This is a genomic window from Neptuniibacter sp. QD37_11, assembly GCF_047778105.1.
Taxonomy (GTDB): domain Bacteria; phylum Pseudomonadota; class Gammaproteobacteria; order Pseudomonadales; family Balneatricaceae; genus Neptuniibacter.
Map to the genome: position 1 here is coordinate 2,419,973 of NZ_CP180552.1, position 16,833 is coordinate 2,436,805.

Consider the following 16,833-nt stretch of genomic DNA (forward strand, 5'->3'; position numbering starts at 1 on the left):
AAAAAGCTCTCTAAATCAGGCTGCGGGGTGGGTTTTATCAGATGCAAAGGTATTGTCTTGGTAGCGACCGTAGCTGTAGTAAGCCGCACAAGCACCCTCACTGGATACCATACAAGACCCCAAAGGGTTCTCAGGTGTACAAGGATCGCCAAACAAGGTGCAATCCCGTGGAGATTTCACGCCGCGTAAGATCGCGCCGCACTCACAAGCTTTGTTCTCTCGGGTGCTGCGATACTCAACCGTAAAACGCTTTTCTGCATCAAATTCGGCAAAGGCATCTTTAATACGCAAAGCGCTGTAAGGCACAACACCTAGGCCTCGCCATTCAAATGAGCGGCGCAGTTCGAAGGTATCTGCCACGATGGATTTCGCTTGGACATTGCCCTCATAAGTCACCGCGCGGGAAAATTCATTCTCAATCTCCGCACGACCATCGTTAACCTGCCGCACTAACATTAAGATCGCCTGCAACACATCCAGAGGTTCAAACCCCGCGATGACCACAGGCTTTTGATACTCTTCGGCGAAATAGTAATAAGGCTGTGAACCAATCACAGTGCTTACATGGGCTGGACCGACAAAACCATCTAAGCGCAGAATGCCCAGTTCTCTCACCTCAGGGGACTCCAGAATATTACTGATCGCTGCTGGGGTTAGAACGTGATTACAAAAGACGGTAAAGTTCTTCAAACCAAGCTTTTGTGCCTGCCGAATCACCAAAGCTGTAGGCGGTGTTGTAGTTTCAAAACCTATGGCAAAAAACACGACCTCTCGGTCTGGGTTATCTTGCGCAATGCGCAGAGCATCCATGCAGGAATACACCATCCGTACATCCGCCCCCTCCGCTTTAGCTTTTAGCAAGCTACGTTTACGCGAACCCGGCACACGCAACATATCGCCGTAAGAACAGAGAATAACTTTATGAGTAACCGCCAATTCGATAGCTGAATCCAAACGATTAATCGGCAATACGCACACAGGGCAACCTGGGCCGTGGATCATTTTCACATTGCTAGGTAGCAGATCAGGAATCCCATAGCGGAAGATTGCATGGGTATGTCCACCACAAAACTCCATAAAGTGATAATACCGATCAGGATCGACCTCTTTACTAATCTTGGCTGCAATCTCTTGAGCTAGTGCGCCATCGCGATATTCATCAACATACTTCATTGAGATGCCTCTATCGCTTGTTGTTGCTCAAGTTCATCTAACTCGGCAAACAACGCTAAGGTTCGAGCAGCTTCCTCAGGATCAATCTTATTCAGCGCATAGCCTACGTGCATAATGACGTAGTCTCCTACGACCAGATCGGCAATCAGCGCTATATTGATCTCTTTTCTCACCCCACCTATATCTGCAATTGCAGACTCGGCATCAATAATCTCTTCAATACGAACAGGGATGGCTAAACACATAGCGACTCTCTCTCATTGTTTTTGTTCTTGTTCTTGTTCTTGTTCTTGTTCTTGTTCTTGTTCTTGCTCTTGTTCTTGTCGTTCTTATTCTTGTTTTGACGAGCCAAGTTAGCTCGTTCTAAGGCGATCTGCGCTTGCCCTAGCGATATAGAACCGTCATTACATGGCAGTTTTTGAGCCGTAACGACTTGTAAATCTTGAGCCTCTAAATGCTCTTTAATCCCTTGAAGTAGAAGCTGATTTAAAAAACAGCCTCCCGCTAATACCACGTTATTAATCCCTTCTTTTACTGCGCTATCAGCCACCCAACGCGATAACGCTGTGATTAGCTGCTGATGAAACAAGGCGGCACCATACCCTTGATTCTCACAATCAAGCAGACGGGCAAATAATGGCTCTAAATTTAAAGGAGACTGCTTTGTATCAATCAGTAATGATTCGTTCGGCCATGGGTGTGATTTAAGGTAACGATAAGCTGCTGATTCAAGCGCCATTGCCGCTTGTGCCTCAAAAGAATTTATCTCTTTCAATCCTAGTAAGGCAGCCACCGCATCAAATACCCGCCCTGCACTGCTCGTCATCGGTGTATTGATATTTTTTTGTAACAACTGGCTGATCATAGGAGCTGCTTTCTGATCACCAAAACGGGTTTCAATCTGCTCTGTTCGATCTAACTGAAACAATACACCTGAAGCTACCCGCCATGGCTCTTTTGCAGCACTGTCGCCTCCGGGTAAAGGAATTGGGCTTAAACTGGACAGACGCTGATAATCACCCTTATGAACCTTGAACAGTTCGCCACCCCAAAGCGTGCCGTCATCCCCCAAACCCAAGCCATCTAGGGCTAGACCAAGCACAGGCACTTGAACACCACGCTCAGCTATAACTGCAGCGATATGGGCATGATGATGCTGAACCTGCAACATAGGGATCTTATTTGCCTGGCTAAACCGTTGTGCAAATCCGGTGCTGTAAAACTCAGAATGCAGGTCGGCAACCACGAGTTCAGGTTTGATGTCCAACATAGCGCTTAATTGCTCGACGGTATGATTGAGCTGGCGGCAACACTCAGGGTTATCAAGATCACCTATATACTGCGATACGTATGCTCGATTACCTTTAGTCAGGCAGACCGTATTTTTAAAGTATGCTCCAACCGCCAAAACAGAAGGTAACTTCGCATCGGCTGCAAAAGGTAACTTAATATATTGCGGCGACAATCCACGGCCACGTCTAACCAGCTCACTACCTTGTTCAGAAACCATCGACACTACAGAATCATCGCAACGGGTGTGAATATCACGATCATGCATCAGGTAGCCATCCGCTATCCCCCGCAGTTGAATTAGCGCTTCTGCGTTGTCGATTACTTGAGGGTTGCCACTGCGGTTTGCACTGGTCATCACCAAGAGGAGATCTTGCTTTTCCGCGAGCCACTGAATTCCGTCTGGACTGCCTGCATCTTTGTGAAACAGCAAATAATGTAGCGGCGAATGAGGTAGCATCACACCTAGCCATGCTTGATCAGGTGCTAACTCTTCAGGTAATGGCTCTTTGGCAACTAAAGCGGAGTTTTCTTGTTTAGGTACAAGGCAGATAGGCGCATCCATCGCTTTGAGTCTTTGTACCCGTTGATCCGTTAGCTCAACATAGGATTGCAAAGATTCAGGGTTAGCCGCCATGACCGCTAAAGGCTTTTCATCGCGATGTTTACGCTCTCGTAACCGTCTAACTGCTTCTGGGTTTCGTGCATCGCAAGCCAGATGGAAACCTCCCACACCTTTTATCGCAACTATTTTACCCTGTTGGATAAATTCAATTGTTTGCGCAACAGGATCATTACACTGCAATTGCTGCCCATCTTCAGAATAAAAACTGAGTTGCGGTCCACATTCACCGCATGCAGTCGGCTGGGCATGGAATCGTCTATCCACAGGATCGGTATATTCCGAATCACAACGATGACACAGCTGAAACTTTGCCATGGTGGTATTCGGACGATCATAAGGCAAAGCCGTGATTAGACTGTAGCGGGGGCCGCAGTGAGTACAATTAATAAACGGGTATAGATAGCGACGATTGTTTGGATCGAACAGCTCACTTAAACAGTCCTGACATAGCGCAGCATCCGGTGTAACAGAAAGATCGAGTTCTCCCTGCTCACTCTGAATGATTTTAAACTGGGTCAGACCTGTTTCTATTGCAATAGAGCTAACATCTAGAGACTCTATCTCTGACATCGAAGGTTGTTCAGACGTCAGTTGAGCAACAAACTGATCAAGTTGAGCCTTGTCGGCTTGAGCAAAGATCATCACCCCTTTTGGACCATTCGCCACAGATCCGATCACCCCAAAGCGTTGCGCGAGGTTATACACAAAGGGACGGAAGCCAACCCCCTGTACTTGACCTCGAACTTCTATATGCAACGCTGAAACTGCCATACTCATGCTCTGATCTTTTAATGGAAATCTTTATTCAGGCCATATCGTTCCAGTTTGGAGCGAAGTCCAACTCTGGATAACCCAAGCTCGCGAGATGCTTGGCTTTTATTCCAACGATGACGAATGAGTGTTTCCCTTAAAATACGCTTTTCCAAGGTTTCGATACGCTCTTTTAATGTGCCATCCAAGCATGCGAGCACTTCTGTCTCGGCAGTCTCTTCAACCGGAGCTGCACGTAACACACGAGGACTCAGCAAATCCGCGGATAACCACTCATCCTCCGCTAACACCAACATGCGGCGAATCTCGTTCTGCAGTTCCCTAACGTTACCCGGCCAGCAATAACGGCGCATGCAATCTAACGCTTCTTCTGTAAAACCTTTTGCTGGCTTATCAAACTCTTGAACCGATTTAGCCAAGAAGTCTTCAGCTAATACGGGGATATCCATAGCACGACGTTCTAATGCTGGCAGCTCAAGGGTCACTTCGGCCAATCGGAAGTATAGGTCCTGACGGAATCGGCCTGCCCTGACCTCTTCTTCTAGATCACGGTTGGTAGAGGCCACCACGCGAACATTTACCTTTCTGCGCTGATGTTCGCCCAAACGACGTACTTCACGCTCCTGCAAAACACGTAGTAACTTCACTTGGAAAGCTGGACTGATTTCGCCAATCTCATCTAGAAAAATCGTGCCGCCATCTGCACGCTCAAACAGACCGACATGGTCAGTAATTGCGCCCGTAAACGAGCCTTTCTTATGCCCAAATAACTCTGAAGCTAACAACTCATCCGGCATAGCACCGCAGTTTTCAACCACAAAAGGACGCTCTGCTCGTAAACTGTTGTAATGTAGTGCGCGAGCAAACAGCTCTTTACCGGCACCAGAAGGCCCAGTCACTAAAACCGAGACATCATAAGGAGCGATTTTCGCGGCCTGTTCACACAGGTCGTTTAATGGACTCGTCGAATGTCTGCGAATTTCATCCAATTGGTAAGTCTGTTTGAGATGCTGTTTTTTCTCTTTAACATTTTGCTCTACTTGAGAAGCGGAGTGCCGCATCTCCATCGACAGTAGTTCATTTTCATTCTGTAATTCATACAGACGACAAGCTCCACGAAGAATAAGCAGAAGGTTGTCTGGGTGCCAAGGTTTAGTGATGTACTGCAAGATTCCGGCTTCATTTAAGCCTTTAATAATGTCTTCAGAATCGGTGTAACCGGATAGGATTAGTCGTGCCGTTTGCGGCCAACGCTCACGAACCTCAGTTAAGAACTCTACCCCTGTTTTGCCCGGCATACGCTGATCACACAGAATCGCGTGAAAGGTGTGCTGCTCTAATAGGCTAAATGCTTGATCCGCATCTGTCGCCGTTAGCACATCAAACTCTTCATCTAAGGTACGCTCTAGCGTTTCTAAAGAACGCACCTCATCGTCTACACAAAGTACTAAAGGTCGTTTTCGAGTAGGCATTAGAGAAGGGCCTCAAACTGCTGGATTTCAGACTTCAGCTGATCAATCCGTGTCTGAATCATCCCTTTTCGATTTTGCTCTAACCATTCCTGCCACTCCTGCATACCCTCGCCAGACTTCGCAGACAGTTTTAGTACTTTAATATCAGGGTTTACTTGGCGCGCAAACTCAATACATTTTTCCACGTCAAAATCTAAATGTGGCAGCAGATCCGTCTTATTTAGAATCATAATATCTGCAGCATGGAACATATCTGGATACTTGAGCGGTTTATCTTCACCCTCAGTAACAGACAAAATGGCTATCTTATGCGCCTCACCAAGATCGAAGGCAGCTGGACAAACAAGGTTGCCGACATTCTCAATAAACAAGAAACCACCTTGCAGATCATCTAAGTTATCTAACGCATGACCTACCATGTGAGCATCTAGATGGCACCCCTTGCCCGTATTAACCTGTACTGCAGGCACACCGGTTTCTCGAATGCGGTCAGCATCATTAGCGGTTTGCTGATCACCTTCAATCACCGCAACTTTGCGCGATTCTTTTAAGCGATTGATAGTTTCTGTCAGTAGCGTTGTTTTACCCGAACCCGGACTAGAGACTAGGTTGAGAACAAACAAGCTTTGCGCTTCAAAACGCGCCCGATTAATCTGCGCATAGCGATCGTTCTTACCTAAGATATCCTGTTCAATCTGCACCATACGGCTTTGACTCATTCCCGCCACATGGGCATGAGCTGGGCCTTTTCCAAAATGCAGATCTTCACCTTGCTTCTCGATCACATTATCGTCATGCCCCTGATGATGCTTATGCTCACTATGAGAATGATCATGATGAGTCCCCTCATGATGAGAATGCTCATGAGTATGCTGACCGTCGATCTTTACATTGCCTTCAGCGCAACCGCAAACAGTACACATTATTCCACCTCCAGCTCTTTAATTCGCATCTCGTCCCCTTGGACGACTTGAAGTTGATAACTGCCGCACTCAGGGCAACTATCGTAGCGTTGGCTAATTGGAACGTTTTTCAAGCACTGCATACAGAATGCCTCACCAGGTATATTTATTATTTTTAGTTCAGCACCCTCAGCGAGGGTACTACGCGTTACCGCTTCAAAACAAAACGTTAACGCTTCTGTTTCTATCATTGATAAAGGGCCAAGTTCTAGCCAAACAGTTTTTACTCGATCGTACTGCTGCTCTTTGGCCTGATCTTCCAGCACTTGGACAATGCCTTCCGCAATCGACATCTCATGCACGATTAATTGACCTCAACTTCATAAGCGACACATGGATCTACTGATAATATTAGTTTACCCACCAGATCCGCTGCTTTATCTTCCGGAACCCTAACGCCTTCAAGCATACTGACCAGTGTTCCTTGCGGATGAAAATTCCACTCTGTCGGCGCAATAATACGATACTGATCGATCTGCTCACCTTCGTTATGACGGCTGATGCTCACTCGATGGATTAAAGCGCCTCTTGCTGCCTCAACCCAAGCAAAACCCGGTTTATCGGATCTAATCAACAGTTCATCATCGACCTGTAAAAGTCGATGAGGCATCGCTTTTAACTCTAACAACAATGCCAAAAATCTCTGAGCAATGGGATTGATCGTAAGTAGCCCAGATTCTTTAATCATTGAACGCTTACAATTACGTGTCCAGATACTTGTTTCAAAACAACCACCCTCACCTTGAGGCAAGGCACAGAAGCTTTGCCCTTTCTGCTTTAGCTGCCAATCCAAGTAATCACTCGACAAGTCCATTTCTGGACAAGACGGTCCTAGGCTAATGCCATCATATTTATCACTCAGATCTGCAACCGCTTTTCCAATAGGGTGTGTCTGGCTTTGCGCATATACCGCTTCTTTAAACTGCAGTTCATCAGGCCCTGTAAAGCTTTTCAACATACCCTCGAGCTCACTAATAAAACGCGGTAGCGGGAAACGCTTTTCCGGCATAAAAGGATTTAATCGCAAACACCAAGACAGCCGTGTTCGAAAGTCAGCAAACCAATTTAAAAGCTCAGGCAAATTTAATAGCTTTTCGCTGCCCAACCAATCACGCCCTAAACGCAGACCTAGCTCTTTTGTCGTTTCCGCAAGCAGTAATAATTTTCGAGCCTGCAATACATCGGCATCACATGTTTTCCCTTGTGCCGATTCAATCGCAGTTAATGCTGCAATGGTTTGAGCACAACTGCAGAGACTGAAAAGTAAAGGAACTCGCTGCACTACTTCTTTTGGGCTTTTACCTTCTAATAGACGCGTTAATTCAGTTGGCCGCGAGGACTTAACATTTACGTTGCGAATACACCCGTCGAGATAGTCCACCCCCACATTGATTTTACCTGCAAGATTAAAACTACCGTCCATAGAATCACCTAAGGCTCGTCTGCAAAGGCTGCAGTCATAAATTTACGTCGACTTAAACCTTCTTTGGTTCTGGCGCGAACTACACTCTGGTTTTCAGCTCTCTCTTCCTGTTCTCTTTTTTGCGCTTCTTTAGCTAATTGCAGATCAGTCTTACCACAATTTTCAGTATTCAATACTGCTTTCAGCACCTCTTCTGCTGTAAGAACCGCGGCCTCTTGATCAGCAAATTCAAGCATTGGAGAAAACAGAGAACAACTGCCGTACGCCCCTAAGGCCTCACTTCCAGCATACAAAAATTCATAGCTTCCAGAAGGCAGCGACACAATCTTTTTGCTCCCCACTTGAGCCTGATCATATTCAGGTTTTTCTTCGGCTATCAGAATCAGGTTCATACACCAAGGGGTAATCAGTACAGCTAAACAACTTCCTTCAAGAACAGAGCCTTCAACAACATCTACTTGCAAAGCGGAGTTATAAAACTCCAGCTCAGCCATAGTGACAGCCGCCTCTTGATAACTAGCTTTCAGTTGTTGAAATAGATCCACCGCTAATCGTCCATCACCATAAATTGGTCTTTTTCACCATCGCATTCAGGGCAGCGCCAATGGTCAGGAAGCTGACTAAAAGGTGTACCAGCCGGGATCTGCCAAATATCATCCCCTGCTTCTGGGTCATAAACATGCCAACAAATTTTGCACTCTAGGCGTGCATTATCAGCTATACGATCACTGTCTCCTAAGTAACTACCTTCGAATCCTTGATAGTTTGTCATACCAGAACCTCACGGATCTCAATCAAGCGTTCATACGAGTCACTTAGATCTTCTGGGGCCGCGCAAGCAACTAGAGGAATATCGGTGATTTCTAAGGTATCTAGAATCAATTGATCGGTACTGTTGAAATACTGAACTCGCCATAAGCCATCAACACAGGTTGAGGTGATACGGCAATTACCATAACCACGCGATAAGATTGTCACTGGACCTTGTCCTACAACGTGGTCGAGATAGCTGTGATCTTGTGGGGAGAATGGCAGAAGCGATAGATTAATCACATGTGGTGCTTCAGGCTTTTCAGCTTGTGTACTGTAGACCGTTGAAGCCTCAGCGATCTCAATCAATACGGACGGAGCATTCAATACGCCTTCCGGAATCTGCAACTGCTCGGCATTCAAAGGCTGAGATGATTGAAAAGCTTGCTCTCGGCTAACACTGGGTACATCCGCAACTTCGATCGATTCACGAATAACATCGCCGTTTTTATCAAACTCTCTTAAGCGCCATACACCCGCTAACACCGTCTCTTGTGCTTTGATCTCTGTCTCACCCGACAGAGTCAAACTGACTTCGCCTTCACCCAAAATCTGGTTAATCAGATCCAGATCAGGTTCTGGCATTGCTGATAGCAACATAACAGGAGGTTCATCACCAATGCGATAGGTTTTAAGGTGATGTTGTAACTGCTCCATCACAGCAAGTGCTTGCGGACACTCTGCTGCCTGCTCAGGTTCCGGCAAGATTGGAATATCATAGCTATCCATTTCTGAAGGCATCTTCATATAGTCTAAAACCATATCACCTTCTTCTTGGCTACCCGGCCCCATTGGAACATTAACTAGAGGGATACCATTGTTTTCCATATTACTCACCTTTTACTGACCACAAGCAGATTGAACAGGGTTAACCACCACAGGTATGCCAATACCTGGATCACGACGGGGTTCTAATGCAAGAATGCTTGGGATTTCGGCAAGATAGATATCCCAATCTTGAACCTTGCTGATGGTTCCTAAATAACGCCCCTCTTTTAAAAACACTAACGAGGGCCAAACGGTAAAGTTGTATCGCCCTTGAACCTTCTTTTCATACTCAGGCGCGACAATCGCTGGCGTTAATTCAGGAAAACGCTTTACCAACTCAGGAAGAATCACTGCGACATCATTACTTTCTGGGAAACGATGAGCCTGTTCGGTACAGAACAAAACTGTGAATTCTTGATCTTTAATGAAACTATCAAAGTTCTCTTCATTAAGGAGCGGATAGCCCCTTTCAACAATCAACTGTTCTATCAGTGGAGAAGTCATATCCAGCTCTCTTAATTATTATTCTGTAGATGGGGTGGCAGTTGCGGGGGCTGCTCGATTAAATCGGAAAACAACCGATCAACATCAGCGGTATCCCCTTGCATGATGGCTTGAACAGCAGCGAGCGCATTGCGAATCTCGGTAGCCTTTTGCTCGGTCAACACTTCACGAGCGGTACCCAGAAAGACGAGAACCCAAGTACCTGCAGGTTGATCTCCTAACAGGGACAGATCGATACGCTCAATCTGGTCTCCATTTTCACACTCCGCCGATAATCCATCACAGCATACAATTCTCATTGGTATGCCAAGACACATTAACTGGTACCTTCGGTCGACTTAATAAATCGTGGATCACCCTGTCGAAAAGCTTCATATTCAGATGGTCGACCACCCTCATATGAATTTAACCCCAGCTCACCCGGAGCTAACTCTTCAGGAGTGCAGTTATCGCCAATTGGCTCAACCCCTAATTTTTTAAGGTAAGCCAAAGCGATCTTAATAGCAGGCTCGATTTGAACGCGAACAGATTCACGCAAGCTGCCACCAAAGTCTTCTAATTCAACTGGCTGGCAACCGATGAGGAGCAAATGCTTTGGATAGCTGCCTGTAAACTCAGCCATAGCCAACACTTCTTGAAAACCAGTTTGATGAAGGCTCATCTGTTTAGCCCCCATAAACTTAGGCACGTCATCATCATGTATGACTTTTAACGTACCCGGTTCCAAACCGTAGTCGATGGCATCAAACACGACAAGCACATCAGCAGCCTGCACATGTTGCACAAGGTATATCCCTTGTGTCCCACCATCCATTAATTTGGTTTTGTTTGAAAAGCGGTAGTGTTGGTTTAGCGTCTCGACACAACGTACACCAAAGCCTTCATCCGCCCAGAGGATATTGCCTATTCCTAAGATAAGCACATTTTTATCTTGATAGAGCGTATCTTCTATCATTTACAGCACACCCAACTCTGTCTTGAAATTATTTTTGTTATTGCAGAAACAATTTACAAAGAATGTGCCAAGTCATTAATAATGACTCAAACGCCCGTGACGCCTAACTTTCAAGCAAACAGGCAAACAAAACCCAAAAGACAAATGAAACAAAGCATTTCAATTTATAGTAAAAATGAAAACCTACTTATCACTCATGGGATTTCACATAAGTTATTGGTCGTATAACATCCAGTTCTGCTATACTGTCGTTCTATTTTTTTGCTGTTTCGGAGTGATCAATTCCCACATGACTGAAGATGAGTTATTCAGTCGGCTCGCTTCACTTTCATCAGAGCAATTGGACGCCATTCATAACAAGCTGTTACAGAAAGTAGAACAAAAGAAAGCTGAACGAGAGCGACTTAAAAAACTACCCCCGCGAAACTCCAACGACTTGGAAGCACTCGCTGAGATACAAGGTTTAGATTTAAGCTCACTGCTTCGCGATGCCAAACGCTATTCCTAAAATGGCATCTAATGAACGTAACGTGATAGTTTGTAGCAAAACAATTTTCACGCTTTATCGCGCATAAAGCATTTACACGATTTATTTCTAGATACAGGACATTTTCCATGGGTCTTGCTGATAAAGTATTGGCTGTTAATAACGATCTCCCTATTCGTACTGATCTACCAGTTCATAGCGGCAAAGTTCGCTCTGTTTATTGGTTAACAAAAGAAGACAGCCAACGCCTGATCAAAGAGAAAGGTTACAACGTTCATGAAGGTGCTGAACTTGCAGTTATGGTAATTAGTGACCGCATTTCTGCCTTTGAATGCATTTGGACAGGTGAAGGCGGCATGCAAGGCGTACCAGGTAAAGGCGCTGCGCTAAATGCAATCTCTAATCACTGGTTTAAACTGTTCCGAGAAAACGGTCTTGCTGACAGCCATATTCTAGATATCCCTCACCCACTGGTTTGGATTGTTCAGAAAGCAAAACCTATTATGATCGAAGCGATCTGCCGTCAATACATTACAGGTTCAATGTGGCGCGCATACGCAAAAGGCGAACGTGAGTTCTGTGGCATTCAAATTGCTGAAGACCTAGAAAGAGATCAAAAGCTACCTGAGCTGCTTATCACACCATCAACCAAAGGTATTCTAAAAGATGTTCCGGGTGTACCGGAGGTAGATGATGTCAATATTACTCGTGATGATATCGTCAATAACTTCGAAGCATTCAAGTTCCTACAAGCAGATGATGTTGAACAATATGAAAAGCTTTTGAAAGAAGGCTTTGAAGTAATTAGTAGTGAGCTAAGCAAGCTTGATCAGATCTTTGTAGATACCAAATTTGAGTTTGGTTATGTCACTGATGCCAAAGGCAATGAAAAGCTTATCTACATGGATGAAGTTGGAACGCCTGATTCTTCGCGTATCTGGGATGGAGCAGCTTATCGCGAAGGCGAAGTGATTGAGAACTCAAAAGAGGTTTTCCGCCAGGAGCTTCTAAACCATTTCCCTGACTCCGACATTCTAGTAAACAAAGACCGCATGGAAGAGCGCTATGCCCTTGCACGCGACAATGAGCTGCCAGCTGCTTTGATCCAAAAAGTTTCTGACACTTATGTAGGTATTGCTGAAAAGATTATCGGTAAAAAGCTACAACAATCTGATAACCCTAAAGCGGAGATTATTGAGATTCTGCGCGATGAGTACCAATTGATCGATTGATCATTTGTTACAATGCCAGCTCAAAAAAAGGCCGCTTACTTTAAGCGGCCTTTCTTATTCCATTCTAATTTATTCGGACACAGTTTTTACCATCACCTTTGGCTCGATATAAAGCGCTATCGGCTCGCCCTACCCAACTTTCAATACTCTCACCTTTAGAATATTGAGCCACCCCAAAGCTACTGGTCACAGCTTCAGGCAGGCCAAAGTCACATTTTTCTATCGCCCCTCTAAACTTCTCTGCTATAGCTTCTGCATCTTGCAGACCTGTTTCCAGCATCAAAAAAAGAAACTCTTCTCCACCCCAACGACCAAAGCGGTCAGTCTTACGCGACATATCCCCTACCAACTTAGTGAGTTCTATTAAGACTTTATCGCCTTTAACGTGACCATAGGTGTCATTAATACCTTTGAAATCATCAACATCAAAAAAGATCAACGATAACTTCCAGTCATGGCGTTTCGCCAACGAAGTAAACTCTTCGAGCTCAGTACGCAGTTTACCTCGGCTCAAAATCCCTGTTAACGCATCCTTTTCAGCAATAGTCTTTAGCATTTTATTGTAAGAGAGCATATGCAGGTAGCGGTATAACCCAATACCTGTCAATACAGCAACGACCGCTAAAATTCCCCACAACAAACGGTAATCAACAGAATGCTTATGTTCGATCTGAGCCCATCGTCGATAGATGTTTTTATGCTCTTCAGCAGAAATTGAATCAATTGACTTGTTTATCGCATTCATCAAATAAGGAGAGCTATCCTGAACAACTGCGACACTTATATCCCAGTTATCGCGTAATTGATCACTCAACACTATACTGTCTATTTTTTGTGAACGCAGAACATGAGTAATACTAGTATGCCCCCCCACGAAACCATCAATTTCGGCAGAGAGTAACATACGAATACCCTCTCGGTTTTCTCTGACCGGTACGATTGTCATACCCGGATAACGGTCACGCAAAATATCATGGAACGCAGATTTATCGACCACACCTATAGTCATATTAGGCAATGACTGCGCATCACTATCGGCCCTCAAAGCAACGACCGCAGGAACACTTAAATAGGGGCGAGAAAAGGCCAGATAGTTACTACGATTAATGGTTTGCATAGCACCAGCAATTACCTCACATCTGCCCGTTCTAGCAAACTGGATAGTTTCACTCCAGGTTTTCGTAGGTATGACCTCAAAGGGAATATTCAAGTTACCCAAGATTAACCTGAGGTAATCAGCCGCCATCCCTACATGCCCACCATTCTGGAAAGACTCGTACGGATACCAATTTGGATTAACACAGACCTTAACTTTGCCGCGATTTTGAATATAGGCCAATTCAGCTTGGCTTAGACGAAAAAGATTACTAGGTGGGCGGTAGACAAAATCAGAGAAGTCATAGCCAAGGAAAATACTACCAGTAATGAGATAGACCTGAGCCATCTCGTTGAATTTATTCACCGATAATGTGCCAAAGTTACCATCCTTATCAAAGGCAACTTTCTTAAGTTCTTGCCCCTCAAAGACCAAGGCATCGATACTTTTTCCTTGAGAGTTATAACTATCAAAAATAACTTGGGCAGTTTCTTGAATATTATCAAAGGCATACATCCAGCCTTTGATAGATGCCCGATAGAACTTATCAACAATTTCAGGCTTCTGTTTAATGTAGTCTCGAGAGGTAAACAAAATGTCAGAGTACATATCAAAGCCATAATCTTTCGGATGAATTATGTTGTACTCCACCCCCTGCTGGTCCATCAGGTAGGGTTCGTTAGAGATATAAGACGCCATAGCATCTGTTTTGCCGTCAATAAGATCCTGTACATTGTAACTATGCTGCTGCTGTTCAAAATCGGAAATGGTAATACCCGCTTGTAACAACATAGCTATGATTTCACCAACTTTTTTTGCGTCATTGGTAATCATGATCTTCCGATCTTTAAGATCGGACGACAGCAATATGCCTGAATCTTTCCTGCTTAAAAGCATCAACGGCGACTGCTGATAGGCTGCAAACATTGCAACCACGTCAGCACCCGCATTTTTATCGATCAATAACGAGATGCGTCCCACCCCAAACTGGCTATTACCTGATGTAACTTCTCCCACCAGATCGATACCGAAATCAAACTCTTTCAGTGAGACATCTAGACCTTCTTCTGCATAAAAACCTTTTTCGATCGCCATGTAATAACCGGCGAATTGAAATTGATGCTTCCATAACAACTGCAAACTTATTTGTTCTTGGGCGTGTACAGAGGTAACGACAAAGTAAAATAAGATCACTCGAACAAAAATGCCCATTGAGTATTCCTTAAACAACAGTAATGCGCTTTTCCTATTGTAGAACAGAGAAATGCAAATAGAACTTAGCAAGTTTAATTTCTTTGTAATTTATCACCTAGATCAGATCAGGGTATTACAGTCATTCCAATCAACTTAAAACACGCTCTACATTCTTTATTAAATATTAACTAACTGCATAAAAAACAATCAGTTACTATAAAAAACAACACAAAATTTGATCAATATATTAAATATCTCTGAATAAGGTTAATTAATTGTTGTAATAAAAGATCTAACAGCTATAACTATAATAACAATGGATGTAGGCAGTAGTTAGATTACTGTTTGGTCTGTGGGGGACCAGCCAGGGATCGAACTTGATTGTTCATGGCATTATTGATTTTTTCTCCGAACGTCGTGGGGACATATAATGTTATTAAGCGGTTTGAGCATTCGCACTAAGCTCGTACTTACTTCCATACTCCCGGTTATTGCTGTAGCCATCATTATCGCCACCTCTCTTAACGAATTAAAGCAGGCTGATGATGGTGTTGCGCGCATCTATGAAGACCGTGTAGTACCTCTTGAAGATCTAAAACTCATCGCGGATGACTATGCCGTGTATGTTATAGACGCCGTAAACAAAGCTAACGCCGGAATCATGACAGGTGCAGAAGCTTTGAAAGGTGTCAAAGATGCACGTGCCGAGATTTCCGAAAAGTGGCAAAAGTATATGGCCACTACACTTACTGCTGAAGAAGCACAATTAGCTAAAGAAGCTGAAGCCCTATTTATAGCGGCAAACCAATCTTTGGATAGACTTGAAAGCGCTATGAGCTCAATGAGCAGCGGTAACATTGCCGGTCAGCTACAAGATTTCGATGGCCCGCTATACGACACGATCGATCCAATCAGCGAAAAGATTGCCGAACTTATTAGCCTTCAGCTACGCGTAGCCTCTGAAGAGCGCGAAACAATTAGCACTGCTTACGATAACGCAATTATCATTATTATTGGTTTAGGTGTTGTTGTCGTAGCGCTCTTAACTATCCTAAGTAAGCTTGTTTATCATTCGATCCGCACTCCTCTTGATGCATTAAGCCAATCAATGGATAAAGTGGCTAGCCAATCAGACCTAACCGCTGACGTACCAGTGCAAGGTAACGATGAACTCACTGAGATCAGCTCGAACTTTAACAAGATGTTAGGCCACCAGCGCAAGCTGATTGGTGATATAGGTAATGCAACTCATCAACTAGCTTCTGCAGCGGAACAGATGTCTTCAATCAGCTCCCAAGCGAACCAAAGCATCAATAACCAGCGCCTTGAAATTGAGCAAGTAGCGAGCGCTATGAACGAGATGGTATCTACCTCTCAAGACGTGGCAACCAATGCTGAACATGCTGATAGCCAAGCTCGCATGATGCTTGAGCAAGCCTCACAAGGTAACGAGATCGTATCCGCAGCTGTAGCCTCTACAAATTCTCTTGTGGGTAACGTATCGCAGGTTTCCGAGCGTATTACCGCAGTTGAAAACGACAGTGAGAGCATTGGTTCTATTATTGGCGTAATCAACGATATCGCTGAACAGACTAACCTTCTGGCACTGAACGCTGCAATCGAGGCAGCACGTGCGGGTGATCAAGGTCGAGGCTTCGCCGTAGTAGCGGATGAAGTTAGAACATTGGCGCAGCGTACTCAGCAATCTACTACCGAGATTGAAAACGCCATTGAGCGCTTACAATCCGGTACACGAACTGCTGTATCCGCAATGGAACAGAGCCAGCGAGAAGCAGAACAAGCGGGTAGCAAAGCATCTGAAGCCGGTGATGCACTGCAAGGCATCTCTGAAGCTGTGGGCATGATTACTGATATGAATACTCATATCGCCTCTGCCAGTGAAGAGCAAACCAGCGTAGCCGAAGAGATCAATCGATCCCTCGTTGCGATCAATGACGCTTCGCAAGAATCCGCAGACGGTGCCACTCAGATCTCAGCAGCCAGCGAACAATTATCGCGCCTATCTGTAGATCTGAATGGAAAAGTGAGTCAGTTCAAGATTTAATATTTC

General features: G+C 44.7%; 17 protein-coding genes. 3 read left to right on the plus strand and 14 right to left on the minus strand.

The annotated features are described in order from the left end of the window. Positions 1 to 15 precede the first annotated feature (15 nt). Genes hypD through ACMXYT_RS11250 form a run of 13 tightly spaced genes read right to left on the minus strand, consistent with a single transcriptional unit; the run spans position 16 to position 10,753 of the window. Entirely contained in the window at positions 16 to 1,173 is a 1,158-nt protein-coding gene (gene hypD / locus ACMXYT_RS11190; protein ID WP_415898722.1) for a hydrogenase formation protein HypD, read from the minus strand. After that, positions 1,170 to 1,418: a HypC/HybG/HupF family hydrogenase formation chaperone gene (locus ACMXYT_RS11195; protein ID WP_415898723.1), complete on the minus strand. Its 249-nt coding sequence runs from the start codon at positions 1,416 to 1,418 to the stop codon at positions 1,170 to 1,172. Before ACMXYT_RS11195 ends, hypD begins: the two co-directional genes overlap by 4 nt. After that, entirely contained in the window at positions 1,409 to 3,865 is a 2,457-nt protein-coding gene (hypF, locus tag ACMXYT_RS11200) for a carbamoyltransferase HypF (protein WP_415911455.1), read from the minus strand. The genes ACMXYT_RS11195 and hypF overlap by 10 nt, the downstream gene beginning before the upstream one ends. An 11-nt stretch (positions 3,866 to 3,876) precedes the next feature. Beyond that, complete coding sequence (locus ACMXYT_RS11205) at positions 3,877 to 5,331, minus strand: sigma-54-dependent transcriptional regulator (RefSeq protein ID WP_415898725.1); 1,455 nt, start codon at positions 5,329 to 5,331, stop codon at positions 3,877 to 3,879. After that, positions 5,331 to 6,254: a hydrogenase nickel incorporation protein HypB gene (gene hypB, locus ACMXYT_RS11210; RefSeq protein ID WP_415898726.1), complete on the minus strand. Its 924-nt coding sequence runs from the start codon at positions 6,252 to 6,254 to the stop codon at positions 5,331 to 5,333. Before hypB ends, ACMXYT_RS11205 begins: the two co-directional genes overlap by 1 nt. Then, the gene (hypA, locus tag ACMXYT_RS11215) at positions 6,254 to 6,586 is read right to left on the minus strand and encodes a hydrogenase maturation nickel metallochaperone HypA (RefSeq protein WP_415888098.1); all 333 of its coding nucleotides are present in this window, start codon (positions 6,584 to 6,586) and stop codon (positions 6,254 to 6,256) included. The genes hypB and hypA overlap by 1 nt, the downstream gene beginning before the upstream one ends. 11 nt (positions 6,587 to 6,597) lie before the next feature. Next, positions 6,598 to 7,716: a nickel-dependent hydrogenase large subunit gene (locus ACMXYT_RS11220; RefSeq protein WP_415898727.1), complete on the minus strand. Its 1,119-nt coding sequence runs from the start codon at positions 7,714 to 7,716 to the stop codon at positions 6,598 to 6,600. A gap of 8 nt (positions 7,717 to 7,724) precedes the next feature. Continuing rightward, positions 7,725 to 8,261 carry a [NiFe]-hydrogenase assembly chaperone HybE gene (gene hybE, locus ACMXYT_RS11225; RefSeq protein WP_415898728.1) on the minus strand — a complete coding sequence of 179 codons (537 nt, stop codon included), beginning with the start codon at positions 8,259 to 8,261 and terminating at the stop codon, positions 7,725 to 7,727. A 2-nt stretch (positions 8,262 to 8,263) separates the two neighbouring features. Beyond that, complete coding sequence (locus tag ACMXYT_RS11230) at positions 8,264 to 8,488, minus strand: rubredoxin (RefSeq protein WP_415898729.1); 225 nt, start codon at positions 8,486 to 8,488, stop codon at positions 8,264 to 8,266. After that, positions 8,485 to 9,354 (minus strand): hydrogenase expression/formation C-terminal domain-containing protein, encoded by an 870-nt coding sequence (locus tag ACMXYT_RS11235; RefSeq protein ID WP_415898730.1) that lies wholly within the window; start codon positions 9,352 to 9,354, stop codon positions 8,485 to 8,487. The genes ACMXYT_RS11230 and ACMXYT_RS11235 overlap by 4 nt, the downstream gene beginning before the upstream one ends. A gap of 12 nt (positions 9,355 to 9,366) precedes the next feature. Further along, on the minus strand, positions 9,367 to 9,798 hold the full coding sequence (locus ACMXYT_RS11240) for a hypothetical protein (protein ID WP_415898731.1): 432 nt from the start codon (positions 9,796 to 9,798) through the stop codon (positions 9,367 to 9,369). A gap of 11 nt (positions 9,799 to 9,809) precedes the next feature. Continuing rightward, the gene (locus tag ACMXYT_RS11245; RefSeq protein ID WP_415898732.1) at positions 9,810 to 10,097 is read right to left on the minus strand and encodes a HypC/HybG/HupF family hydrogenase formation chaperone; all 288 of its coding nucleotides are present in this window, start codon (positions 10,095 to 10,097) and stop codon (positions 9,810 to 9,812) included. A gap of 17 nt (positions 10,098 to 10,114) precedes the next feature. Beyond that, complete coding sequence (locus ACMXYT_RS11250) at positions 10,115 to 10,753, minus strand: HyaD/HybD family hydrogenase maturation endopeptidase (protein WP_415898733.1); 639 nt, start codon at positions 10,751 to 10,753, stop codon at positions 10,115 to 10,117. A 289-nt stretch (positions 10,754 to 11,042) separates the two neighbouring features. Between ACMXYT_RS11250 and ACMXYT_RS11255 the strand changes: the two genes are divergently transcribed. Continuing rightward, positions 11,043 to 11,261, plus strand: a complete 219-nt coding sequence (locus ACMXYT_RS11255) for a hypothetical protein (RefSeq protein WP_415904103.1) — start codon at positions 11,043 to 11,045, stop codon at positions 11,259 to 11,261. Positions 11,262 to 11,368: 107 nt separating this feature from the next. Next, a complete protein-coding gene (locus ACMXYT_RS11260; protein ID WP_415898735.1) occupies positions 11,369 to 12,472 on the plus strand; it encodes a phosphoribosylaminoimidazolesuccinocarboxamide synthase in 1,104 nt (367 codons plus the stop codon). Between the two features lie 64 nt (positions 12,473 to 12,536). Here the strand turns inward: ACMXYT_RS11260 and ACMXYT_RS11265 are convergent, their stop codons facing one another. After that, complete coding sequence (locus tag ACMXYT_RS11265; protein ID WP_415911456.1) at positions 12,537 to 14,780, minus strand: ABC transporter substrate-binding protein; 2,244 nt, start codon at positions 14,778 to 14,780, stop codon at positions 12,537 to 12,539. Positions 14,781 to 15,192: 412 nt separating this feature from the next. Here ACMXYT_RS11265 and ACMXYT_RS11270 point away from each other — a divergent pair, with 412 nt between their 5' ends. Continuing rightward, positions 15,193 to 16,827 (plus strand): methyl-accepting chemotaxis protein, encoded by a 1,635-nt coding sequence (locus ACMXYT_RS11270; protein ID WP_415898737.1) that lies wholly within the window; start codon positions 15,193 to 15,195, stop codon positions 16,825 to 16,827. Positions 16,828 to 16,833: the final 6 nt, after the last annotated feature.

Excerpts from the sequence above, each read along its gene's own strand:
- ACMXYT_RS11195 (WP_415898723.1), bottom strand. The coding sequence starts at position 1,418 with ATGTGTTTAGCCATCCCTGTTCGTATTGAAGAGATTATTGATGCCGAG.
- ACMXYT_RS11220 (WP_415898727.1), bottom strand. The coding sequence starts at position 7,716 with ATGGACGGTAGTTTTAATCTTGCAGGTAAAATCAATGTGGGGGTGGAC.
- hypA (WP_415888098.1), bottom strand. The coding sequence starts at position 6,586 with ATGTCGATTGCGGAAGGCATTGTCCAAGTGCTGGAAGATCAGGCCAAA.
- ACMXYT_RS11235 (WP_415898730.1), bottom strand. The coding sequence starts at position 9,354 with ATGGAAAACAATGGTATCCCTCTAGTTAATGTTCCAATGGGGCCGGGT.
- hypD (WP_415898722.1), bottom strand. The coding sequence starts at position 1,173 with ATGAAGTATGTTGATGAATATCGCGATGGCGCACTAGCTCAAGAGATT.
- ACMXYT_RS11265 (WP_415911456.1), bottom strand. The coding sequence starts at position 14,780 with ATGGGCATTTTTGTTCGAGTGATCTTATTTTACTTTGTCGTTACCTCT.
- ACMXYT_RS11245 (WP_415898732.1), bottom strand. The coding sequence starts at position 10,097 with ATGAGAATTGTATGCTGTGATGGATTATCGGCGGAGTGTGAAAATGGA.
- hypF (WP_415911455.1), bottom strand. The coding sequence starts at position 3,865 with ATGAGTATGGCAGTTTCAGCGTTGCATATAGAAGTTCGAGGTCAAGTA.
- ACMXYT_RS11260 (WP_415898735.1), top strand. The coding sequence starts at position 11,369 with ATGGGTCTTGCTGATAAAGTATTGGCTGTTAATAACGATCTCCCTATT.
- ACMXYT_RS11205 (WP_415898725.1), bottom strand. The coding sequence starts at position 5,331 with ATGCCTACTCGAAAACGACCTTTAGTACTTTGTGTAGACGATGAGGTG.
- ACMXYT_RS11270 (WP_415898737.1), top strand. The coding sequence starts at position 15,193 with ATGTTATTAAGCGGTTTGAGCATTCGCACTAAGCTCGTACTTACTTCC.
- ACMXYT_RS11250 (WP_415898733.1), bottom strand. The coding sequence starts at position 10,753 with ATGATAGAAGATACGCTCTATCAAGATAAAAATGTGCTTATCTTAGGA.
- ACMXYT_RS11255 (WP_415904103.1), top strand. The coding sequence starts at position 11,043 with ATGACTGAAGATGAGTTATTCAGTCGGCTCGCTTCACTTTCATCAGAG.
- ACMXYT_RS11240 (WP_415898731.1), bottom strand. The coding sequence starts at position 9,798 with ATGACTTCTCCACTGATAGAACAGTTGATTGTTGAAAGGGGCTATCCG.
- ACMXYT_RS11230 (WP_415898729.1), bottom strand. The coding sequence starts at position 8,488 with ATGACAAACTATCAAGGATTCGAAGGTAGTTACTTAGGAGACAGTGAT.
- hypB (WP_415898726.1), bottom strand. The coding sequence starts at position 6,254 with ATGTGTACTGTTTGCGGTTGCGCTGAAGGCAATGTAAAGATCGACGGT.